This is a genomic window from Pseudomonas sp. FGI182 (assembly GCF_000511325.1).
Lineage (GTDB): Bacteria > Pseudomonadota > Gammaproteobacteria > Pseudomonadales > Pseudomonadaceae > Aquipseudomonas > Aquipseudomonas putida_Z.
Window position 1 is genome coordinate 1,427,238 of record NZ_CP007012.1, and the last position, 23,380, is coordinate 1,450,617.

19 protein-coding genes are annotated in these 23,380 nt (G+C 60.8%); 16 read left to right on the top strand and 3 right to left on the bottom strand.

What is annotated here, in order from left to right:
• Window positions 1-101: 101 nt before the first annotated feature.
• Together mupP and ubiG are read right to left on the bottom strand one after the other, a co-directional pair.
• Window positions 102-773, bottom strand: a complete 672-nt coding sequence (mupP, locus tag C163_RS06460) for an N-acetylmuramic acid 6-phosphate phosphatase MupP (protein WP_025338097.1) — start codon at window positions 771-773, stop codon at window positions 102-104.
• A gap of 2 nt (window positions 774-775) precedes the next feature.
• Window positions 776-1,474 (bottom strand): bifunctional 2-polyprenyl-6-hydroxyphenol methylase/3-demethylubiquinol 3-O-methyltransferase UbiG, encoded by a 699-nt coding sequence (gene ubiG, locus C163_RS06465; protein ID WP_025338098.1) that lies wholly within the window; start codon window positions 1,472-1,474, stop codon window positions 776-778.
• Window positions 1,475-1,585: 111 nt separating this feature from the next.
• Between ubiG and mtnA the strand changes: the two genes are divergently transcribed.
• The 8 genes from mtnA (at window position 1,586) to C163_RS06505 (ending at window position 14,295) form a co-directional block, all read left to right on the top strand.
• Window positions 1,586-2,662, top strand: coding sequence for an S-methyl-5-thioribose-1-phosphate isomerase (mtnA, locus tag C163_RS06470; RefSeq protein ID WP_025338099.1), 1,077 nt, complete (start codon window positions 1,586-1,588; stop codon window positions 2,660-2,662).
• A 366-nt stretch (window positions 2,663-3,028) separates the two neighbouring features.
• Window positions 3,029-5,794 (top strand): DNA gyrase subunit A, encoded by a 2,766-nt coding sequence (gyrA, locus tag C163_RS06475; RefSeq protein WP_025338100.1) that lies wholly within the window; start codon window positions 3,029-3,031, stop codon window positions 5,792-5,794.
• A gap of 270 nt (window positions 5,795-6,064) precedes the next feature.
• Window positions 6,065-7,150, top strand: a complete 1,086-nt coding sequence (gene serC, locus C163_RS06480; RefSeq protein WP_025338101.1) for a 3-phosphoserine/phosphohydroxythreonine transaminase — start codon at window positions 6,065-6,067, stop codon at window positions 7,148-7,150.
• Entirely contained in the window at window positions 7,150-8,244 is a 1,095-nt protein-coding gene (gene pheA, locus C163_RS06485; protein WP_025338102.1) for a prephenate dehydratase, read from the top strand. The genes serC and pheA overlap by 1 nt, the downstream gene beginning before the upstream one ends.
• A gap of 211 nt (window positions 8,245-8,455) precedes the next feature.
• Window positions 8,456-10,663, top strand: a complete 2,208-nt coding sequence (locus C163_RS06490; RefSeq protein WP_025338103.1) for a bifunctional prephenate dehydrogenase/3-phosphoshikimate 1-carboxyvinyltransferase — start codon at window positions 8,456-8,458, stop codon at window positions 10,661-10,663.
• On the top strand, window positions 10,660-11,346 hold the full coding sequence (gene cmk / locus C163_RS06495; protein ID WP_003260862.1) for a (d)CMP kinase: 687 nt from the start codon (window positions 10,660-10,662) through the stop codon (window positions 11,344-11,346). Before C163_RS06490 ends, cmk begins: the two co-directional genes overlap by 4 nt.
• Before the next feature lie 124 nt (window positions 11,347-11,470).
• Window positions 11,471-13,147, top strand: coding sequence for a 30S ribosomal protein S1 (gene rpsA, locus C163_RS06500; protein WP_003252673.1), 1,677 nt, complete (start codon window positions 11,471-11,473; stop codon window positions 13,145-13,147).
• 83 nt (window positions 13,148-13,230) lie between these two features.
• Window positions 13,231-14,295: an acyltransferase gene (locus tag C163_RS06505; protein WP_025338104.1), complete on the top strand. Its 1,065-nt coding sequence runs from the start codon at window positions 13,231-13,233 to the stop codon at window positions 14,293-14,295.
• A gap of 494 nt (window positions 14,296-14,789) precedes the next feature.
• Here the strand turns inward: C163_RS06505 and C163_RS06510 are convergent, their stop codons facing one another.
• Entirely contained in the window at window positions 14,790-15,383 is a 594-nt protein-coding gene (locus C163_RS06510) for a hypothetical protein (protein WP_025338105.1), read from the bottom strand.
• A gap of 356 nt (window positions 15,384-15,739) precedes the next feature.
• Here C163_RS06510 and ihfB point away from each other — a divergent pair, with 356 nt between their 5' ends.
• The 8 genes from ihfB (at window position 15,740) to wbpB (ending at window position 23,260) form a co-directional block, all read left to right on the top strand.
• Window positions 15,740-16,039, top strand: a complete 300-nt coding sequence (gene ihfB / locus C163_RS06515; protein WP_013971456.1) for an integration host factor subunit beta — start codon at window positions 15,740-15,742, stop codon at window positions 16,037-16,039.
• 19 nt (window positions 16,040-16,058) lie between these two features.
• Window positions 16,059-16,322, top strand: coding sequence for a lipopolysaccharide assembly protein LapA domain-containing protein (locus tag C163_RS06520; protein ID WP_025338106.1), 264 nt, complete (start codon window positions 16,059-16,061; stop codon window positions 16,320-16,322).
• A gap of 102 nt (window positions 16,323-16,424) precedes the next feature.
• Window positions 16,425-17,852: an MBL fold metallo-hydrolase RNA specificity domain-containing protein gene (locus C163_RS06525; RefSeq protein WP_025338107.1), complete on the top strand. Its 1,428-nt coding sequence runs from the start codon at window positions 16,425-16,427 to the stop codon at window positions 17,850-17,852.
• A 215-nt stretch (window positions 17,853-18,067) separates the two neighbouring features.
• On the top strand, window positions 18,068-19,132 hold the full coding sequence (locus C163_RS06530) for an LPS O-antigen chain length determinant protein WzzB (protein WP_025338108.1): 1,065 nt from the start codon (window positions 18,068-18,070) through the stop codon (window positions 19,130-19,132).
• Window positions 19,133-19,308: 176 nt separating this feature from the next.
• The gene (locus C163_RS27645) at window positions 19,309-19,476 is read left to right on the top strand and encodes a Wzz/FepE/Etk N-terminal domain-containing protein (RefSeq protein WP_155951605.1); all 168 of its coding nucleotides are present in this window, start codon (window positions 19,309-19,311) and stop codon (window positions 19,474-19,476) included.
• 226 nt (window positions 19,477-19,702) lie between these two features.
• Entirely contained in the window at window positions 19,703-20,551 is an 849-nt protein-coding gene (locus C163_RS06535) for a hypothetical protein (protein WP_155951606.1), read from the top strand.
• A 372-nt stretch (window positions 20,552-20,923) separates the two neighbouring features.
• Window positions 20,924-22,234: a UDP-N-acetyl-D-glucosamine 6-dehydrogenase gene (gene wbpA / locus C163_RS06540; RefSeq protein ID WP_025338109.1), complete on the top strand. Its 1,311-nt coding sequence runs from the start codon at window positions 20,924-20,926 to the stop codon at window positions 22,232-22,234.
• Between the two features lie 75 nt (window positions 22,235-22,309).
• On the top strand, window positions 22,310-23,260 hold the full coding sequence (gene wbpB / locus C163_RS06545; RefSeq protein ID WP_025338110.1) for a UDP-N-acetyl-2-amino-2-deoxy-D-glucuronate oxidase: 951 nt from the start codon (window positions 22,310-22,312) through the stop codon (window positions 23,258-23,260).
• Window positions 23,261-23,380 lie beyond the last annotated feature (120 nt).

Here is a 23,380-nt window from a genome sequence, read left to right on the forward strand (position 1 = left end):
CGGGCGTGCCCGCGAACACCGGCAAAGCCGGTGCCATCCACCTCAGTGCCTGCTTCGCGGGCGTGCCCGCTCCCACAGGGTCCGTCGTCAGCCGTTGCAACTCAGCAGCCGCACAGCGCGCTGTCGATCACTTTGCGCAGTTCCAGCGGGTGGTCCACCACCACATCGGCGCCCCAGTTGTTGGGGTTGTCCTCTGGATGAATATAGCCGTAGCGCACCGCCGCCGTGCGGGTGCCGGCGTCGCGGCCAGACTCGATGTCGCGCAGGTCGTCGCCGACGAACAGTACGCTGGCCGGGTCCAGGCCCAGGGTCTTGCAGGCGAGGATCAGCGGCTCGGGGTCGGGCTTGCTGTTCTTGACGTGGTCCGGGCAGATCAGCAGCGCCGAACGCTCGGCCAGGCCCAGTTGCTGCATGATCGGCTCGGCGAAGCGCACCGGCTTGTTGGTGACCACGCCCCACAGCAGGTTGCCTTTCTCGATGTCGGCCAGCAGCTCGGCCATGCCGTCGAACAGCTTGCTGTGCACCGCGCAGTCGCGCTGGTAGCGCTCGAGGAACTCCAGGCGCAGGGCCTCGAAGCCTTCGGCCTCCGGGCTGATGGCGAAGGTCGCGGCGACCATCGCCCGGGCGCCGCCCGAGATCACGTCGCGGATCAGCTTGTCATCGACGGCCGGCAGGCCGCGCTCGGCGAGCATGGCCTGGCAGATGGCGATGAAGTCCGGCGCCGTGTCGAGCAAGGTGCCGTCCATGTCGAAGAGTACTGCTCGCAAACGCATGCTTATTCCTCGCGCAGGGTCTGGATCATGTAGTTGACGTCGACGTCGCTGCTGAGCTTGTAGTGCTTGGTCAGCGGGTTGTAGGTCAGGCCGATGATGTCCTTCACCTGCAGGCCGGCAACGCGGCTCCAGGCGCCCAGCTCGGACGGGCGGATGAACTTCTTGAAGTCGTGGGTGCCGCGCGGCAGCATCTTCAGGATGTACTCGGCGCCGACGATGGCCAGCAGGTAGGCCTTGGGGTTGCGGTTGATGGTGGAGAAGAACACCTGGCCGCCAGGCTTGACCATGCGGTAGCAGGCGCGGATGACCGAAGACGGGTCGGGCACGTGCTCGAGCATTTCCAGGCAGGTGACCACGTCGAACTGTTCAGGCATTTCCTCGGCCAGGGCTTCGGCGGTGATCTGCCGGTATTCCACCTGCACGCCCGACTCCAGCTGGTGCAGCTGGGCCACGGCCAGTGGCGCTTCGCCCATGTCGATGCCGGTGACCGTGGCGCCGCGCAGGGCCATCGCCTCGCTGAGGATGCCGCCGCCGCAACCCACGTCCAGCACTTTCTTGCCGGCGAGGCTGGCGCGCTCGTCGATCCAGTTGACGCGCAGCGGGTTGATTTCGTGCAGCGGCTTGAACTCGCTTTCGCGGTCCCACCAGCGGTGGGCCAGCGCTTCGAACTTGGCGATTTCGGCGCGGTCGACGTTGCTCATTAGAACAGTCCTCTGAAACTTCGCAAAATTGCGCCGGAGTATACCCGAGCGCTCGGCCCCGAGGGTCGCTATAATCGCCGGCTTTTGATATCCGAACGACGGGGAGAGGCGATGCGCGAGCGACTTTTGGCGGCGGAGAAGGTGACCGGGATCCGCTGGCAGGGCGGCGTCTTGCACCTGCTCGACCAGCGCCTGCTGCCGTCGGAAGAGCGCTGGCTGGCCTGCGACAATGTCGCGCAGGTGGCGGCGGCGATCCGCGACATGGCCGTGCGCGGCGCCTCGGCCATCGGCATTGCCGCGGCCTATGGCCTGGTGCTGGCCCTGGAGGAGCGGCTGGCCGAGGGTGGCGACTGGGAAATGGACCTGGAAGAAGACTTCCTTGTCTTGGCTGAAGCGCGCCCTACCGCCGCCAACCTGTTCTGGGCGCTGAACCGCATGCGTGAGCGCCTGCAGCGCCTGCGTCCGGATGAAGGCGTGCTGGCGGCGCTGGAGGCCGAAGCGGTGGCCATCCACGAAAGCGACCGGGAAGCCAACCTGACCATGGCCCAGCACGGTATCGAGCTGATCCGCCGCCACCAGGGCAACGCCCAGACCCTGCTCACCTACGGCAACGCCGGCGCCCTGGCCTGTGGAGGTTTCGGCACCGCGCTGGGGGTGATCCGCGCCGGTTACCTGGAGGGCATGGTCGAGCGGGTGTATGCCGGCGAGACCCGCCCCTGGCTGCATGGTTCGCGCCTGACTGCCTGGGAGCTGGCCAACGAGGGCATTCCAGTGACCCTGTGCGCCGACTCGGCGCTGGCCCATCTGATGAAAAGCAAGGGCATCACCTGGGTGGTGGTGGGCGCGGACTGCATCGCCGCCAATGGCGATGTGGCCAGCAAGATCGGCACCTATCAGCTGGCGGTCAGCGCCATGCATCACGGCGTACGTTTCATGGTGGTGGCGCCGAGCACCAGCATCGACCTGAACCTGGCCACGGGCGAGGACATCCCGCTGGAAGAGCGCGCTGCCGACGAGTTGCTGGACATTGGCGGTACCCGCGTGGCGCCGGATGTCGAGGTGTTCAACCCGGTGTTCGACGTGACACCGGCCGACCTGATCGACGTGATCGTGACCGAGCGCGGCATCGTCGAGCGGCCGGATGCCGCCAAGCTGGCACAATTGATCTGCCGCAAGCGCCTGCACTGATATTCGTGGCGCCTGTGCCGGCCTCTTCGCGGGTAAACCCGCTCCCACAGGGATAGCACAAGGCCTGAGGGCGGTGGTGTACCTGTGGGAGCGGGTTTACCCGCGAAGAGGCCGGCACAGGCTATAAAAAATCCAGATTCAACCTCGTGTGAGGCCACCTGCCACATCTCCCCACCGCCCCTGCCTTTGTGATAACATCCGGCAGTTTCCAAGACCGCCCACCACGGCGGCCTTCATTGCGCAGATCCATGGCACAACTCATTGATTTGTCGTAAGTCGTCGCACCCTTATGCGCTGCGGCGGCGAGCTTCGTTCGGCCCTTGATGGAGCTGCGAAGTTTCACCAGAAAAAGGAATCAGGCTTCTCATGGGCGAACTGGCCAAAGAAATCCTCCCGGTCAATATCGAAGACGAACTGAGACAGTCTTACCTCGACTACGCGATGAGCGTGATTGTCGGGCGAGCGCTGCCCGATGCGCGTGACGGCTTGAAGCCCGTGCATCGTCGCGTTCTCTATGCGATGAGCGAACTGGGCAACGACTGGAACAAGCCGTACAAGAAATCCGCCCGTGTGGTCGGTGACGTGATCGGTAAGTACCACCCGCACGGCGACACCGCGGTCTACGACACCATCGTGCGTATGGCCCAGCCGTTCTCGCTGCGCTACCTGCTGGTCGACGGCCAGGGCAACTTCGGTTCGGTGGACGGCGACAACGCCGCAGCCATGCGATACACCGAAGTGCGCATGGCCAAGCTGGCCCACGAGCTGCTGGCCGACCTGCACAAGGAGACCGTCGACTGGGTGCCCAACTACGACGGCACCGAGCAGATCCCGGCGGTCATGCCGACCCGTATTCCCAACCTGCTGGTCAACGGTTCCAGCGGTATTGCCGTGGGCATGGCGACCAACATCCCGCCGCACAACCTCGGCGAGGTCATCGATGGCTGCCTGGCACTCATCGACAACCCCGAAGTCACCATCGATGAGCTGATGCAGCACATCCCTGGCCCGGACTTCCCGACTGCCGGCCTGATCAACGGCCGCCAGGGCATCATCGAGGCCTATCGTACCGGCCGTGGTCGCATCTACATGCGTGCCCGCTCCGAGATCGAAGACATCGACAAGGTCGGTGGCCGCCAGCAGATCGTGGTTACCGAGCTGCCGTACCAGCTGAACAAGGCTCGCCTGATCGAGAAGATCGCCGAGCTGGTCAAAGAGAAGAAGATCGAAGGCATTACCGAGCTGCGCGACGAGTCCGACAAGGACGGCATGCGCATCGTCATCGAGCTGCGTCGCGGCGAGGTGCCGGAGGTGGTGCTCAACAACCTCTACCAGCAAACCCAGCTGCAGAGCGTATTCGGCATCAACGTGGTGGCCCTGGTCGACGGCCGTCCGCGCCTGCTCAACCTCAAGGACCTGCTCGAAGCGTTCGTGCGTCACCGCCGTGAAGTGGTGACCCGCCGTACCGTGTTCGAGCTGCGCAAGGCCCGCGAACGCGGCCATATCCTCGAAGGCCAGGCGGTCGCGCTGTCCAACATCGACCCGGTCATCGCCCTGATCAAGGCCTCGCCGACCCCGTCCGAGGCCAAGGAAGCCCTGATCTCCACTGCCTGGGAATCCAGTGCCGTGCAGGTCATGGTCGAGCGCGCCGGCGCCGATTCCTGCCGCCCCGAGGACCTGCCGGAGCAGTACGGCCTGCGTGAAGGCAAGTACTACCTTTCGCCGGAACAGGCCCAGGCCATTCTCGACCTGCGCTTGCACCGCCTGACCGGCCTGGAGCACGAGAAGCTGCTGGCCGAGTACCAGGAAATCCTCGAGCAGATCGGCGAACTGATCCGCATCCTCAGCAGCGCCGAGCGCCTGATGGAAGTGATCCGCGAAGAGCTGGAAGCCATCCGCGCCGAATATGGCGATGCCCGCCGTACCGAAATCCTCGATGCGCGCCACGACCTCAACTACGGCGACATGATCCCGGAAGAAGAGCGCGTGGTGACCATCTCCCACGGCGGCTACGCCAAGACCCAGCCGCTGTCCGCCTACCAGGCCCAGCGCCGTGGCGGCAAAGGCAAGTCGGCTACCGGGGTGAAGGACGAGGACTACGTCGAGCACCTGCTGGTTGCCAACAGCCATGCCACCCTGCTGCTGTTCTCCAGCAAGGGCAAGGTGTACTGGCTGAAGACCTACGACATCCCTGAAGCGTCCCGCGCCGCCCGCGGCCGCCCGCTGGTCAACCTGTTGCCGCTGGAGGAAGGTGAGCGCATCACCGCCATGCTGCAGATCGACCTCGAGGCCCTGCAGCAGAACGCTGACGCCGACGAAGAGCTGGAGGACGCGGAAGACACCGTGCTCGAAGGCGAAGTGGTCGAGGCCGAGGAAGCGGACGAGGAAGACGGCGACACCCCTGAGTGGGTGGCCGAGCCGACTGGCGCCTACATCTTCATGGCCACCGCTTCGGGTACCGTGAAGAAGACCCCGCTGGTGCAATTCGCCCGTCCGCGCTCCAACGGCCTGATCGCCCTGAAGCTGAAGGAAGGTGACACCCTGATCGCCGCGGCCATCACCGACGGTGCCAAGGAAGTCATGATGTTCTCCGACGCCGGCAAGGTGATCCGCTTCGCTGAAAGCGTGGTGCGCGAGATGGGCCGTAACGCCCGTGGCGTGCGCGGCATGAAGCTGGGCAAGGGCCAGCAGATCATCTCCATGCTGATCCCGGAATCCGGCGCGCAGATCCTCACCGCCTCCGAGCGTGGCTTCGGCAAGCGCACACCGCTGTCCAAGTTCCCGCGTCGCGGCCGTGGTGGCCAGGGCGTGATCGCCATGGGTACCAAGGGGCGCAACGGCCTGCTGATCGGCGCCATCCAGGTGCAGGAAGGCGAAGAGATCATGCTGATCTCCGACCAGGGCACGCTGGTGCGTACCCGCGTTGGCGAAGTGTCCAGCCTGGGCCGTAACACCCAGGGCGTGACGTTGATCAAGCTGGCTACCGACGAGACGCTGGTGGGCCTGGAGCGTATCCAGGAGCCTTCCGAGGACGAACTCGATGATGTGATCGAGACGGACGAAGAGGGCGTCGAGGCTGAAGCGCCAGACAACGAAGAAGCTGCTGGTGCCGAAGAGGCCCCGCAGGAGTAAGCAAGCGTAAAACCCGAACGGGGCGACCAAGGTCGCCCCGTTTGACTGATTACAGCAGGCAATGCTGAACCTCCCTTTGGTGGGGCGAGCTTTTTGTAGGAGCGGCCTTGTGTCGCGAAAGGGCTGCACAGCAGCCCCAGGATTTCAGCGGCGCTGCAAAAAGCTGGGGGCCGCTTTGCGGCCCTATCGCGACACAAGGCCGCTCCTACAAAGAGCAGTGAGTGGCCTGCAAGAAACGATTTTGTACCATTTGGCAGAGCGAGAGTGGATGTGAGCAAACGAGCCTTTAACTTCTGCGCAGGCCCTGCCGCGCTTCCTGACGCTGTTCTGCAGCGCGCCCAGGCCGAGATGCTGGATTGGCGTGGCAAGGGCTTGTCGGTGATGGAAATGAGCCATCGCAGCGACGATTACGTGGCCATCGCCGAAAAGGCCGAGCAGGACCTGCGTGACCTGCTGTCCGTCCCCTCCAACTACAAGGTGCTGTTCCTGCAGGGCGGCGCCAGCCAGCAGTTCGCCGAAATCCCGCTGAACCTGCTGCCGGAAAACGGCACCGCCGACTACATCGAAACCGGCATCTGGTCGAAAAAGGCCATCGAGGAAGGGCGCCGCTTCGGCAACGTCAACGTCGCCGCCAGCGCCAAGCCCTACGATTACCTGGCCATCCCGGGCCAGAACGAGTGGAAGCTGACCAAGAACGCTGCCTACGTGCACTATGCGTCCAACGAGACCATCGGTGGCCTGCAGTTCGACTGGGTGCCGGAAACCGGTGACGTACCCCTGGTGGTCGACATGTCGTCCGACATCCTCTCGCGCCCGATCGACGTGTCGCAGTACGGCCTGATCTACGCTGGCGCGCAGAAGAACATCGGCCCGAGCGGCCTGGTCGTGGTGATCGTGCGCGAAGACCTGCTGGGCCGCGCCCGCAGCAGCTGCCCGACCATGCTCGACTACAAGGTCTCGGCCGACAACGGCTCGATGTACAACACCCCGGCCACCTACTCCTGGTACCTCTCGGGCCTGGTGTTCGAATGGCTGAAAGAGCAGGGTGGCGTCGATGCCATGGAGCAGCGCAACCGCGCCAAGAAAGACCGCCTGTACGGTTTCATCGACAGCAGCGAGTTCTACACCAACCCGATCAGCCACAACGCCCGTTCGTGGATGAACGTGCCGTTCCGCCTGGCTGACGAGCGCCTGGACAAGGCCTTCCTCGCCGGCGCCGATGCCCGTGGCCTGCTCAACCTCAAAGGCCACCGTTCGGTAGGCGGCATGCGCGCCTCCATCTACAACGCCCTGGGTCTTGAAGCAGTCGAAGCCCTGGTGGCCTACATGACCGAATTCGAGAAGGAGCACGGCTGATGTCCGAGCACGAACTGAAGGCGCTGCGCGTTCGCATCGACAGCCTCGACGAGAAGATCCTCGAGCTGATCAGCGAGCGCGCCCGTTGCGCCCAGGAAGTGGCCAAGGTCAAGACCGCCTCGCTGGCGGAAGGCGAAAAGCCGGTGTTCTACCGCCCCGAGCGTGAAGCCGCCGTGCTCAAGCGCGTGATGGAGCGCAACAAGGGCCCGCTGGACAACGAAGAGATGGCGCGACTGTTCCGCGAAATCATGTCGTCGTGCCTGGCCCTGGAAGAGCCGCTGAAAATCGCCTACCTCGGCCCTGAAGGCACCTTCACCCAGGCCGCGGCCATGAAGCACTTCGGCCACGCGGTGATCAGCCGGCCGATGGCGGCCATCGACGAAGTGTTCCGCGAAGTGGCGGCCGGTGCCGTCAACTTCGGCGTGGTGCCGGTGGAAAACTCCACCGAAGGCGCGGTCAGCCACACCCTGGACAGCTTCCTCGAGCACGACATGGTGATTTGCGGCGAGGTCGAGCTGCGCATCCACCACCACCTGCTGGTGGGCGAGAACACCAAGACCGACAGCATCACCCGCATCTACTCCCACGCCCAGTCGCTGGCCCAGTGCCGCAAGTGGCTGGACGCGCACTACCCGAACGTGGAGCGCGTGGCCGTGTCGAGCAATGCCGAGGCGGCCAAGCGGGTCAAGGGCGAGTGGAACTCGGCGGCGATCGCTGGCGACATGGCGGCCAACCTGTACGGTTTGACTCGCCTGGCCGAAAAGATCGAAGACCGCCCGGACAATTCCACGCGCTTCCTGATGATCGGCAGCCAGGAAGTGCCGCCGACCGGCGACGACAAGACCTCGATCATCGTTTCGATGAGCAACAAGCCGGGTGCCTTGCACGAGCTGCTGGTACCGTTCCACCAGAACGGCATCGACCTGACCCGCATCGAGACCCGCCCATCGCGCAGCGGCAAGTGGACCTACGTGTTCTTCATCGACTTCGTCGGCCACCACCGCGACCCGCTGATCAAGGCGGTGCTCGAGCAGATCAGCCAGGAGGCTGTGGCGCTGAAGGTGCTGGGCTCTTATCCGAAGGCGGTGCTTTGATTTGAGATGGTTGGGGCCGCTTCGCGCCCCATCGCGACACAAGGCCGCTCCTACAGGTATTGTGCAGGCCTCGAAACTGTACTGGCCCCTGTAGGAGCGGCCTTGTGTCGCGATGGGCTGCAAGGCAGCCCCAATGGCCCTCACAGGCTGTCTAGATTTCTGAACAGGGTTCGCACCAGTGGTAAATGCAGCAAAAACCAAACCCGCACCAATCATCAACCGCCTGGTCGTGGTCGGCCTCGGCCTGATCGGTGGCTCGTTCGCCAAGGGCCTGCGTGAAAGCGGCCTGTGCCGCGAAGTGGTCGGTGTCGACCTGGACGCCCCCTCGCGCAAGCAGGCCGTGGCCCTGGGCGTGGTCGATCGCTGCGAGGAAGACCTTGCCGCCGCCTGTGTCGGTGCCGATGTCATCCAGTTGGCCGTGCCGATCCTGGCCATGGAGAAGGTGCTGGCCCGCCTGGCCAGGCTTGACCTTGGTGATGCTGTCATCACCGACGTCGGCAGCGCCAAGGGCAATGTCGTGCGTGAGGCGCGTGCCGTCTTTGGGGAACGCCTGCCGCGCTTCGTCCCCGGCCACCCCATCGCCGGCTCCGAGCAGAGCGGGGTAGAGGCCTCCAACGCCACCCTGTTCCGTCGACACAAGGTCATCCTCACGCCGCTGGCCGAAACCGACCCGGCCGCCCTGGCCCTGGTCGACCGCCTGTGGCGCGAGCTGGGCGCCGATGTGGAGCACATGTCGGTCGAACGCCACGACGAAGTGCTTGCCGCCACCAGCCACCTGCCGCACCTGCTGGCCTTCGGCCTGGTCGATTCACTGGCCAAGCGCAATGAAAACCTAGAGATCTTCCGGTACGCTGCGGGAGGCTTCCGCGATTTCACGAGAATCGCCGGCAGCGACCCGACCATGTGGCACGACATCTTTCTCGCCAACCGCGACGCTGTCCTGCGCACGCTTGATACATATCGCAGCGATCTCGACGCCTTGCGCGACGCGATCGCTGAAGGGGACGGGCACCAGCTGCTGGGTGTATTCACCCGCGCACGCGTTGCCCGCGAGCATTTCAGTAAAATCCTGGCCCGCCGGGCCTATGTGGACGCTATGAACGCCAACGATCTGATTTTCCTGGCCCAACCGGGTGGCCGCCTGTCCGGGCGAATCCGCGTACCGGGCGACAAGTCGATTTCCCACCGCTCGATCATGCTCGGCTCGCTGGCCGAAGGCACCACCGAGGTCGAAGGCTTCCTCGAGGGTGAGGACGCGCTGGCGACCCTGCAGGCATTCCGTGACATGGGTGTGGTCATCGAAGGCCCCAACCACGGTCGCGTGACCATTCACGGCGTCGGCCTGCACGGCCTCAAGCCGCCACCCGGGCCGCTTTACGTGGGCAACTCGGGTACCTCGATGCGCCTGCTGTCGGGCCTGCTGGCCGGCCAGCCGTTCGACGTGACCATGACCGGCGACGCTTCGCTGTCCAAGCGCCCGATGAACCGTGTGGCCAACCCGCTGCGCGAAATGGGTGCCGTGGTCGAGACAGGCCCTGAAGGCCGCCCGCCGCTGACCATCCGCGGTGGCCACAAGCTCAAGGCGCTGACCTACACGCTGCCGATGGCCAGTGCCCAGGTCAAATCCTGCCTGCTGCTGGCCGGCCTGTACGCCGAAGGCAAGACCACCGTCACCGAGCCTGCGCCAACCCGTGACCACACCGAACGCATGCTGCGCGGCTTCGGATACAGCGTCGACAGCAACGGCCCGGTGGCCTCGCTGCAGTCCGGCGGCAAGCTCACTGCCACCCGTATCGAAGTGCCGGCCGACATTTCCTCGGCGGCGTTCTTCCTGGTGGCGGCGTCCATCGCCGAAGGCTCCGAACTGGTGCTGGAGCACGTTGGCATCAACCCGACCCGTACCGGCGTGATCGACATCCTGCGCCTGATGGGCGGCGACATCACCCTGGAAAACCAGCGTGAAGTCGGCGGCGAGCCGGTGGCCGACCTGCGTGTGCGTGGTGCCAAGCTGAAGGGTATCGACATCCCTGAAGAGCTGGTGCCACTGGCCATCGACGAGTTCCCGGTGTTGTTCGTCGCCGCTGCCTGTGCCGAAGGGCGTACCGTGCTGCGTGGTGCCGAAGAGCTGCGGGTGAAGGAATCCGACCGTATCCAGGTCATGGCCGACGGCCTGATCACCCTGGGCATCAAGTGCGAGCCGACCCCGGACGGCATCATCATCGACGGCGGCCAGTTGGGCGGCGGCGAAGTGCATGGCCACGGTGACCACCGTATCGCCATGGCCTTCAGCGTTGCCTCGCTGCGCGCCAGCGCACCGATCCGCATCCACGATTGCGCCAACGTCGCCACCTCGTTCCCCAACTTCCTGGCGCTGTGCGCCGAGGTGGGCATCCGCGTGGCGGAAGAGGGCAAGTCGTGAGTGCCCTGGCGCCGGTCATCACCATCGACGGGCCAAGCGGTTCGGGCAAGGGTACGGTTGCCGGGCTGCTGGCCCGCGAGCTGGGCTGGAGGTTGCTGGACTCTGGCGCGCTGTACCGTCTGCTGGCGTTCAACGCCAGCAACCACGGCGTCGACCTGACCAACGAAGAGTTGCTGACCAAGCTTGCCGCCCATCTGGATGTGCAGTTCATCGCTGCCGAGCCCGGTAAGCTGCAACAGATCATCCTCGAGGGCGAGGACGTCAGCAACGTCATCCGCACCGAAACCGTCGGCGCCGGCGCCTCGATGGTTGCTTCGCTGCCGGCCGTGCGCGATGCGCTGCTGGTGCGCCAGCGCGAATTCCGCGAGGCGCCGGGCCTGATCGCCGACGGTCGCGACATGGGCACCGTGGTGTTCCCGGACGCGCCGTTGAAAGTCTTCCTCACCGCCAGCGCGGAGGAGCGGGCGCGTCGCCGCTACCTGCAGTTGAAGGGCAAGGGTGAAGATGTTAGTCTGTCGAGTCTGCTGGATGAGATTCGTGCGCGTGATGAGCGCGACACCCAACGTGCAGTGGCCCCGCTGAAGCCAGCGGTCGATGCCATTCAGTTGGACTCTACCGAGTTGTCCATCGAGCAGGTGTTGCAACGTATCAGGAGCGAGATCGCACTGCGCGACCTTCTCTGATAGCCAGGAAAGCAGGCAGGGGCACCAGTCAACGTCCTGCCGGCTTTCCTTTACTTAAAACAAACCCACATTGTCTGGAATGTGGCTATGGGCGTCTGTTTCGCCCGAATCTACAGGAATTAAAATGAGCGAAAGCTTTGCAGAACTCTTTGAAGAAAGCCTGAAAACCCTCAATCTTCAGCCGGGTGCCATCATCACCGGTATCGTTGTCGACATCGACGGCGACTGGGTTACCGTACACGCTGGCCTGAAGTCCGAGGGCGTCATCCCGCTCGAGCAGTTCTACAACGAAGCTGGCGAGCTGACCATCAAGGTCGGTGACGAAGTTCACGTTGCGCTGGACGCGGTCGAAGACGGCTTTGGCGAAACCAAACTGTCCCGTGAAAAAGCCAAGCGCGCCGAGTGCTGGATTGTTCTGGAAGCAGCTTTCGCCGCCGAAGAAGTGGTCAAGGGCGTTATCAACGGTAAGGTTAAGGGCGGCTTCACTGTCGACGTTAACGGCATCCGTGCGTTCCTGCCGGGCTCCCTGGTTGATGTCCGCCCTGTGCGCGACACCACCCACCTGGAAGGCAAAGAGCTGGAATTCAAGGTCATCAAGCTGGACCAGAAGCGCAACAACGTTGTCGTTTCCCGTCGCAGCGTGCTGGAAGCCGAGAACAGCGCCGAGCGCGAAGCCCTGCTGGAAACCCTGCAGGAAGGCCAACAGGTCAAGGGTATCGTCAAGAACCTCACCGACTACGGCGCCTTCGTGGACCTGGGCGGTATCGACGGCCTGCTGCACATCACCGACATGGCTTGGAAGCGCATCAAGCACCCATCGGAAATCGTTAACGTTGGCGACGAAGTCGACGTACGCGTTCTGAAGTTCGACCGTGAGCGCAACCGCGTTTCGCTGGGTCTGAAGCAGATGGGTGAAGATCCGTGGGTAGCTATCACTGCCCGTTACCCAGAAGGTACTCGCGTACAGGCTCGCGTTACCAACCTGACCGACTACGGCTGCTTCGCTGAGCTGGAAGAAGGCGTTGAAGGTCTGGTACACGTTTCCGAAATGGACTGGACCAACAAGAACATCCACCCGTCGAAAGTCGTTCAGGTTGGCGACGAAGTGGAAGTCATGGTTCTGGACATCGACGAAGAGCGTCGTCGTATCTCCCTGGGCATCAAGCAGTGCAAGTCCAACCCATGGGAAGACTTCTCCGGCCAGTTCAACAAGGGTGACAAGATCACCGGTACCATCAAGTCGATCACCGACTTCGGTATCTTCATCGGCCTGGACGGCGGCATCGACGGTCTGGTTCACCTGTCCGACATCTCCTGGAACGAAACCGGCGAAGAAGCCGTGCGTCGTTTCAAGAAGGGCGACGAGCTGGAAACCGTCATCCTGTCGGTCGACCCAGAGCGCGAGCGCATCTCCCTGGGCATCAAGCAGCTGGAAGACGATCCGTTCTCCAACTTCGTTGCTGTCAATGACAAGGGCGCTATCGTCAAGGGCATCGTGAAAGAAGTTGACGCCAAAGGCGCCATCGTCACTCTGGCCGACGACATCGAAGCTACTCTGAAAGCTTCCGAAATCAGCCGTGACCGCGTTGAAGACGCGCGTAACGTCCTGAAGGAAGGCGAAGAGATCGAAGCCAAGATCATCAGCGTTGACCGCAAGTCCCGCGTTATCAGCCTGTCCATCAAGTCGAAGGACGATGCTGAAGAGCGCGAAGCCATCCAGAGCCTGAAAAACGCTCCGGAAGCGGCTGCCGACACCACCATGGCTGCGCTGCTGCGCGAAGCAATGGCCAAGCAGAACTGAGTTCTGTTTGATCGGTAAAAAAAGGCGACCTTCGGGTCGCCTTTTTTTTATGCTGAAAGAAGGCCATGTCGGGGGATTGTGCGATGTTGATGTTTGGCGACGTCATGGAAGGTCGCGGGCGCGATAACAATTTCCTGATCATCAGGCTGCTGGCGGCAACTGCCGTCGTGGTGGGGCATTCCTTTGCGCTCTCCTACCTGGAGTGCCTGAGTTGCACCGACCCGGGGCTGCTGCTGGGCATGCCGGTGCCCGTACATAGCCTGGGCGTGGAAGTATTCTTCATGGTCAGCGGTTTCCTGATCGCGGCCAGTGGTGAAAAAAATAGCACCCGGGATTTCTACCTGGCCCGCGCATTGCGGATCTTGCCTGGCTTGCTCGTGTGCCTGCTGCTCATGGCCTTTGTGCTAGGGCCTGTCATTACCTCGCTGCCGCTTGATGAGTATCTTTCCCAGCGTCAGGTTTACAGGTACGTCTATAGCCCATTGCTGGTTTTCAAGGATGCCCAGTTCCTCTTGCCTGGGGTGAGCTTTACCCCGCGCCCCTATGGGGCTTCGGTCAATGGCAGCCTGTGGACCATCCCATTGGAAATGCGCATGTACGTGGTGCTGTGGCTATTGGTGCTGGTGGCCAAGGTTTGCCGGTGGCCGATGACAGGTTTGACGCTTGCAGCGTTGGTGGTTGCACTGGGGTTGCACACCCTGCATCCAGCCTTTGCGGAGTACCCGTTCAAGCTGGTGGTGTGCTTCCTGGCAGGGGCGGTGTTCTATTCGTACCGGGCGGTGATCCCGTATACCGGCTGGCTGTTGTTTGCCTTTGTTGCGTTGTTCGTGTTGGCCAAGGGTGGGCGCCTTGAGGTTTTTGCGTTTGCCGTTCTGACGATGTACGGCACGTTGTACGTAGCTTATTGCCCGCAGTTGAAGCTTCCTTCGTTTGTGGAGGATTACTCGTACGGTATCTACCTGTATGCATTTCCTATCCAGCAAGTGTTGGCGTGGGTGATGCCATGGGCCGGGCCTTACTGGCTGATGTTGGCGGCCGTGCCGGCGTCCTGGTTGGCGGGGTATGTGTCGTGGGGGTTGGTAGAGAAGCCTGCCTTGGCGATGCGCAAACGCTTTTCCCGAGCGGGCTCCCGGCAGCAATTGGCATAGGCGTCCGGGTTCCAGCAGCTGGCGTATCCGCCCCCCCCCCTCAGTGGGATAATGGTGTGTCCACCTCTCCGGAAACTGGCGCGATCCCTCTGTGGGAGCGGGCATGCCCGCGAAGCAGGCGACGCGATGGATGGCACCGGCTATGCCGGTGTTCGCGGGCGCGCCCGCTCCCACAGAGGGTGGTGTGGCCTTCAATGCATGTGCTGCCTCAGTGGTATAACGGTGTGCCCAACTCTCCAGAAACTGGCGCGATCCCCTGTGGGAGCGGGCATGCCCGCGAAGCAGGCGACGCGATGGATGGCACCGGCTACGCCGGTGTTCGCGGGTGAGCCCGCTCCCACATAGGCGGTGTTGGCCTTTAGGCAAGTGGTGTATCGCAGGGCGGGAGTAAGTGGCCCGAAACAAACGTAGGGGCGAAAGCGGCACGCGATGCGTCGCGCGGGCCGCGCTCGAACTCCAAACGCCACCCCTCTGCCGGCAAGCCTGCGCCGACTCTACCGAGCAGTCGATGCCTCGCGCGAAGTATCGACTGCCGAGCTCATCCCCAGTGTTTTGACGTCGGCTGCCGAAGGGGTGAAGGTCACGGTATAGCGACTCAGGTCACTTTCGTTTCGCTGAAAATGCACTGCGACTCGCTTGCCTTCCCATGAGATGGTCTTCATCTCATAAGAAGCGCCAGAGCTTAACTGGATTCGACGGCTCAGGCTTGAGCTGGGCTGCCCGAGGGTGTCGGTCAGGAAATCATCGACCAGTTCCAGGCTGCTGGCATTGCCGGTCAACATAAGCTGGCTGATTGCACCGTTCTTCAGCGCCGCGAAGAGCTGATATCCCGAGTTGATCGGAATGTAGGGCAGCCCATGGATCTCATACCGCTCCGGGTCCGAAGTGCTGGTCCGGCATAGTGTCGATTGGCGAGGGCTGCTGTCGGGGCATTCAGCGACTTGGGCTTTGAAGTCGCCTTGAAACGGAACGCCTAGAAACCCAGAGGGCTCATTGTCCCAGGATTGGGCCTGGGGAGAGGATTGAGCAAAAACGCCAGGGGCTGCCACCAGGGTCGCCAGAGCGAGCGAAAGGGGGATTATCCGCATAAACGATCCTTGTGAGTACGACTCAACGAGCAAGGTAAATAGGCATTTTGCAATCTGCTTTGGGTTGGATCAAAGCAGGTGCGTCCTACTCGCGATTATGACAAATCCTACAAGGCTTAGGTGTGTCACGGTGGCGATTTTCAGTTATACGCCAAGCACCTTTCCGCTTTGTGACATACCCGGCACTTGCAACGAGGGGTGGCCCGGCGCCGCAGAGCGTGGTTGTGAGGCTTGTTTCTTGATAATCCAATCTTGAATTTTTTTCTTAAGTCAAGAACCACCCTGTTCAAATCTCTCCGAGCGTGCTACAACCTGATTAAGCAATGATCTAGCTGCTTGATAACGAAGGGAAAAATATGACGAAGTCGGAGCTGATCGAACGTATTGTCACCCATCAGGGGCTGCTCTCGTCCAAGGACGTGGAGCTGGCCATCAAGACCATGCTTGAGCAGATGTCACAATGCCTTGCCACCGGCGATCGCATCGAGATTCGCGGTTTTGGCAGCTTCTCGCTGCACTATCGCGCCCCTCGCGTAGGCCGTAACCCGAAGACCGGCCAGTCGGTCAGCCTCGAAGGCAAGTTCGTGCCGCACTTCAAGCCCGGCAAGGAGTTGCGCGATCGGGTCAATGAAGAAGAACATGAGGCCCACACCTGATTTCACAAGGAGCAATCTGATGCGTAACCTCAAGCGCGCCCTGGCGGCGGTGTTCGTGCTGCTGTTGGCGGCTGTGGTGCTGTTCTTCGTGCTGGAGAACCAGCAAACCGTCTCGTTGGTCCTGTTCGGTTGGGCTGCCCCGGCCATGCCGGTCGCCGTGCTGGTTCTGGCTGCCCTGGTCATTGGCCTGGCAATTGGGCCGTTGCTCGGTGCCTACGGCGTGCAGCGCAGCAAGCGCAAGATCAGGGCTTCGGCCCGCCAGGCAGCATTGAACGGTAACTAAGGGTATTTCCTACACCCGTTTGGGAAAGTCTCGCCTATGCCTGCGCCGGCCGTCATGGAGTAATAACGCACTTCATTTTCGGCCCAGGCGAGTGTGCGCAGCATGGAGTATCCCGTTCTTTCCCATCATGGTGGCACCCGCGGCGTCACCGGTTCCTGCCATCAACTGCACCTCGACCCGTCCACCAGCCTGCTGATCGACTGCGGCCTGGAGCAGGGCGCCGAGGCCGCGCCAGGCGCAGCATCGGCACCGCTGGGCTTCGACGTGCAGGGTATCCAGGCCCTGGTGATCACCCATGTGCATCTCGACCATGTAGGTCGCATTCCGGCACTGCTGGCTGCCGGCTACCGTGGCCCCATCCTGTGCAGCGAGCCGTCCGCCCGGCTGCTGCCACTGGTGCTGGAAGATGCCTACAAGCTGAGCATCAGCAGCGAACCTGCTCATGTGGCTCGATACCTCGAATTCATCGACGACCTGATAGTGCCGGTTCCCTTTGGGCAGTGGCATCGGGTGGTCGACAAGTCTGGCCTCAAGTGCCAGGTCCGTCTGCAGCGCGCCGGGCATTTATTGGGCTCTGCTTACGTGGAGTGTGATATCGAGGCACTGGGGCTCAACCAGCGCATCGTCTTTTCTGGCGACCTGGGTCATCAGGGTAATCCACTGCTGCAGTCGGTACAGCCGCCCGAGCGGGCAGATGTGCTGGTGCTAGAAAGCACCTACGGTGACCGCCTGCACCCGGATCGCAGCAATCGCCAGCAGCAGCTGGAGCAGGTGATCGACCGCGCCCTGCAGGACCATGGCACCATCCTGATTCCAGCGTTCAGCTTGGGCCGCACCCAGGAGTTGCTGTTCGAGCTCGAAGACATCCTCCACCGCAAGGCGTTACTGGATGACCCGGTCGTGGTGCCGGGCGATGATGCCTTCAGCTGGTCACAGCTGCCCATCATCCTCGACTCGCCGTTGGCCCAGCGCATAACTGCCGTCTATCGGCAGTTGCATGGCTACTGGAATGACGAAGCCAAGACGCGGCTGAGTCAGGGGCGCGACCCGCTTGGGTTCGGCCAGTTGGTGTGCGTCGACACTCACGCCCGTCATCGGCAGGTAGTGAATTACCTAAAAAGCACTGGGCGGCCGGCGATAGTCATTGCCGGCAATGGCATGTGCTCGGGTGGGCGCATTGTTGGTTATCTCAAGGCGATGTTGGCGGATTCGCGGCACGAGGTGGTGTTTGTCGGGTATCAGGCCAAAGGCACGCCGGGGGCTGTGATCCAGGTTAGCGAGGGGGCAGAAGGGTTTGTGCAGATTGATCTGGATGGGGGTATGTATGAGATTCGTGCGAAGGTGGTGACCTTGGGTGGGTATTCGGGGCATGCAGATCAGGTTGGGTTGGTCAGGTTTGCGCAAGGTTGTAATGCGCGGCGAGTAGTGTTGGTGCACGGGGAGAGGGGGGCGAAGCAGGCACTGGCTCGAGTGCTGCGGGAAACGTTTGCGCAGGAGGGAAATAAGGTGGTCGTCACAATTGCTGAATGACCACTCGGCGGGAGAGTCACAGTCTGTAAAAAAATAAGGAACTTCCGTGGTCAGGTCCTCTCTATTAATGTTTAATGCTAAATTAGTGAAGGGTGGCAAGCTGGATGGCGAATTGCCGTCACGCTTGATTCGAGGGGCTAGATCGGCTTTTTCTTGAGCTTGGAGATGCCCCCAGTGTTGATGCAGTCAGACGGACCCAAGGAAAAAAAGACTAAATGCGCAATGAACGCGAGCGCCTGAGTAGTAGCGACGAGATTGACCTGATTGAGCTTGTGCAGGGGGTTTGGCGGCAAAAGACCTGGGTGGGGTTGGTTGCGGTGCCAGTGATTGCTTTAGGGTTGGCTTATGTCATGCTGGTTTCGCCGGTATATGAGGCGAAGCTCTATATTCAACCTCCCTCCCAGAACGAGATCGCCCAACTCAACTACGGACGTGGGGAAGGAACAGGTCTCGCGCCACTCAGTGTCAAGGAAGTGTACGGCATCTATCTCAAAACCCTTCAGTCTGAAGCGGTGCGAGATAAATTCTTCCGCACTGCCTTTCTTCCTATGCTGACCGAAGAAGAGCGAGGCGATTCTCGCGATGTCTTGTATGCTCAGTTCAATAACATGCTGAAAATAACCTTGGCTGGCAAGGACATGCCTGATCGTTATGTCCTGACGGCGAGTCTGGAGGACCCACGTCTTGCGGCGACTTGGGTGTCGAATTACGCCGAAATGGCTGCGGAGCGAGCAAAAAGCGAGTTGTTGAGTGGCGCCCGCAGTGACATATCGATCATGGCTGATAATCTTGATCAGCAGATTAGAGCAGCTCGGGCCACTGCCAGTAATCAGCGCGTGGATCAGATTGCTCAGCTCAAGGAGGCGTTGCGTGTTGCTCGGTCGATTGGCCTGGAAAAGCCCCCGATCATTTCCGATACACTGTCCAATGAAGTGTCTGCTGGTATGAGCGGGGCTCTTACCTACATGCGTGGGACAAAAGCACTGGAGGCAGAAATCGCGAATCTGGAATCGCGCTCATCGAACGACCCGTTCATACAAAATTTGCGTGAAAAGCAGGAGAAACTCAGTTTTTTGCGTACGCTGAAGGTCGACCCTTCCTTAGTTGCAATGTATCAGCAAGATGGCGCTGTTTCCCAGCCTGATAAGCCGGTCAAGCCTCGAAAAGCCATCATCATGCTGCTATCGGCTTTGGTGGGTGTTGGACTTGGTGTGTTGGTGGCCCTAGGGCGGGATATGTGGTGCAGGCGCAGGGGCGGGAGTGCTGGGGAACTTTCCTGACAGGAAAGCGTCTCTAAGTTTTGTTGCCGCTTGCGGAAGTGTAACGAATAGTCTTTCGTCTCCGATGACATGGAAAGCTGGAAGAGCGAGCGCGAGACGCTGCCCCTCTCTGCTTGTCTTGGTTGGCTCACCGTTACAAGCAGGTATTATTGTGAATAGCATTGCCCTGCCCCTCTATGGTCACTTCAGGTGTAATCGACCTTTCCTGCGTGTTGCGCACTATCTGGCATAGGCGTTTGCTAATTGTTGATCTAGGGGGAGTCTGTGTGCTTGTCGGTGCTGCGGTTGCCTACAGCATTTCGCCTGTATATGAGGCGTCCACTAGTTTAAGGTTTTCGCTCTGAATTAACTGGGCGCCTTGGATCGGTCAAAAATCTATTTATTGCCGCCGGCGAAGCGCTCAATGGGGCGGCACAACACTTGACTCTTACAGCGTTCGGCCTGACTTATTTCGTTCCAGGCCAAATATTATTGGTGCGTCTCAGGGCGAAGGTCAAAGTGTCGAGCGGCGTTTGAGGGCTTCAATCGCGATGCACTCAGCATAGTCCTAGCTGACCCGAAAACGATGTGTTGAGCGACTTTATCGGATTAAAGATGCGCTATGAGAAAGGCGTAAATGGCGCGGTCATCCTCAACGGATTTTTCGATTATGCCATCGAACGAGAGCGTAGCCAGCTGTCCAAGGACGTGCAGATTATTTTGGCCAGCCGCTTGGCAGGGGGCGAGAAGCTGAGCTCTATGGTGTCGGAATATCAGGCTGAGAATGAAAGCCGTATCGCCCGCCTCAATGGGGCGGATGTGATCAGGCGTGCGCAGCTCAATCATGAGCTCAAGGCCTTGCGCGTTCGGTTGAGATTGGACCGCGAAGCGCGCCTGGTCAGGCTTGAGGAGGCTATCAGTGTTGCGCGAAGCCTTGGTTCGAAAAGGCCTCCGACTCCCTTTCTGATAGCCGATGAAGGCTCGGTAAATGGCGATATCATTCGTACCCAAGTAAACGGTACGCCGGTGTCGCTGTGCTTTATGGGTGTCGAAGTGCTCGAGTCCGAGCGTGCTGCATTGCGCAAGTGTGGTTCAGATGACTTCGTCGAGTCGATAGTTGGGCAGAGCCGCCAAGAACTCATCTTGTATTCGACCAATCGCGAGGTCCCGGTGGCCAGGGTTCAGGCGAGCGAAGTAGCTTTTCGGGGGAGGGTGAAGGGCTTCGCGTGGAGCGTGCGCGCTCGCAAGCCATCGATGCTCAGCTGCAGGATTCTTCCCTTGGTTAATATCGATCAGCATGCGCTGCTCTCCAGCAAGCCTTTGAGGCCACGCAAAGCACTCATCGTTCTGGTTGCATTTATCGGCGGTCTGTTGCTCGGAACAGTCGCTGCCCTGCTGAGGGGCTTTCAAGGATCATGTAAGGCAGCTGCGAGTTCTTGAGGCTGAGGGGGCGGCGCATCGCGTTCTGCTCGATGACTCGGTGGATCGGAGTCAAGTCTGAGTGGGTGAGGCTCAAGCTTGAGCTTTAATGCTATGATGTTATTTTGCTGGCATATTGGCTGTTACATGTCCCCGGAAAACTCCGATGGATTGCCGCAGCCTAACGGCCTATGATTGTGGCGCCTTTCATTGATGGCAGCCACCGGGTCGCTCCCCGGGCGAATGTGAGTGGGCGCTTTTTGCTCGACAGCGTGCCTAATGCACGCTGCCGCCGAATGGATTCATTCGACTGGCGAATGAGTCGAAGAAGGTCCAATAACCCGTTATGCAGTCGCGGAAACGGGCAGGTATATTCAAGGTGAGTTGGGAAGCATGACAGATATGAAATCGGTGGTAGAGAAGTTCAAAAGTCGACAGGCCTTGATTGGTATCGTGGGCCTCGGTTATGTCGGGTTGCCGCTGATGTTGCGTTATAACGCCATTGGTTTTAATGTGTTAGGTATTGATATTGATCAATCGAAAGTCGATAAACTCAATGCCGGCCAGAGCTATATCGAGCACATTCCAGCGGCCAATATCAGCAAAGCACGTGAAACCGGCTTTGAGGCTACCGTCGACTTCACGCGTGCCAGTGAGTGCGACGCGCTGATCCTGTGCGTGCCCACCCCGCTGAACAAGTATCGCGAGCCGGACATGAGCTTCGTGATCAACACCACCGACGCCCTCAAGCCCTACCTGCGTGCAGGCCAGGTGGTTTCGCTGGAAAGCACCACCTACCCTGGTACCACCGAAGAAGAACTGCTGCCACGTGTGCAGGAGGGTGGCCTGGTAGTAGGTGAGAACATCTACCTGGTCTACTCGCCAGAGCGAGAAGACCCGGGCAACCCGAACTTTGAAACCCGTACTATTCCCAAGGTCATTGGCGGCCATACCCCAAAATGCCTGGAAGTGGGTATCGCCCTGTACGAGCAGGCCATCGACCAGGTCGTACCGGTCAGTTCCACCAAAGCCGCTGAAATGACCAAGCTGCTGGAGAACATTCACCGTGCGGTGAACATCGGCCTAGTCAATGAAATGAAGATCGTCGCCGACCGCATGGGTATCGACATCTTTGAAGTAGTCGATGCCGCGGCGACCAAGCCTTTCGGCTTTACCCCTTATTACCCGGGCCCCGGCCTGGGCGGCCACTGCATTCCGATCGACCCCTTCTACCTGACCTGGAAGGCGCGCGAATATGGCTTGCACACCCGTTTCATCGAGCTTTCCGGTGAAGTCAACCAGGCCATGCCTGAGTACGTGCTGAGCAAGCTGATGGATGGCCTGAACGAAGCTGGCAAGGCACTCAAGGGCAGCCGTGTACTCGTTCTGGGTATCGCCTACAAGAAGAATGTCGACGACATGCGCGAGTCGCCATCCGTCGAAATCATGGAGCTGATCGAGGCCAAGGGTGGCGTGGTTGCCTACAGCGACCCGCACGTGCCGGTGTTCCCGAAGATGCGCGAGCACCACTTCGAGCTGAGCAGCGAGCCGCTCACCGCCGATAACCTGGCAAGCTTCGACGCTGTGGTACTGGCCACCGATCACGACAAGTTCGACTACGCCCTGATCGAAGCCAAGGCCAAGCTGATTGTCGACAGCCGCGGCAAGTACCGCACGCCGACCGCGCACATCATCAAGGCCTGATTGGCGTCGCCAGCAAATTGATCCGCCTGCCCCTCAACGGGGCAGGCGGATTCATTCGTCTTCAAAGGAAGCCTCATGAAAAACTTTGCTCTCATCGGTGCTGCAGGCTATATCGCCCCTCGCCACATGCGCGCCATCAAGGACACCGGCAACCGTCTGGTCTCTGCGTACGACATCAATGACTCGGTAGGCATCATCGACAGCATCTCGCCTCAAAGCGAGTTCTTCACCGAGTTCGAGTTTTTCCTCGACCACGCCCACGGGTTGAAGCGCAACCCGGCTACCGCTCTGGATTACGTCTCGATCTGCTCGCCCAACTACCTGCACTACCCGCACATTGCCGCAGGCCTGCGCCTGGGCTGTGATGTGATCTGCGAAAAGCCGCTGGTACCAACCCCGCAGCAACTGGACGAGTTGGCCCTGATCGAACAGGAAACCGGTAAGCGCCTGTTCAATATCCTGCAACTGCGCCACCACCAGGCAATCATTGCCCTAAAAGACAAGGTTGCTCGCGAGAACAACCCGCACAAGTATGAAGTCGACCTGACTTACATCACTTCCCGTGGCAAGTGGTACCTGCAAAGCTGGAAAGGTGACCCACGCAAGTCGTTCGGTGTGGCCACCAACATCGGCGTGCACTTCTACGACATGTTGCACTTCATCTTCGGCAAGCTGCAGCGCAACGTTGTGCACTTCACCTCCGAGCACAAGGCCGCTGGCTACCTGGAGTACGAAAAGGCACGCGTACGTTGGTTCCTGTCGGTTGACGCCAATGACTTGCCTGAATCGGTGAAGGGCAAGAAGCCAACCTACCGTTCGATCACTGTCAATGGCGACGAAATGGAGTTTTCCGAAGGCTTTACCGACCTGCATACTACCAGCTATGAAGAAATTCTTGCGGGGCGGGGCTACGGCATCGAGGACGCTCGCCATTGCGTGGAGACCGTGAACGTCATCCGCAGTGCCGCTATTGCTCAGGCCAAGGACAACGAGGCACATCCTTTCGTCCTTGGCCTGTCCCGCTGAAATAGCGGTGATACCGGGCGGCCGGCAGGCCGCCTTTCCTCGCGCAATACTCCTGCAAGGTCTTGGCCAGCTTGTCTAAGAATAATGAAACATTGTCGCAGAGCTTGAATCCGTTACACT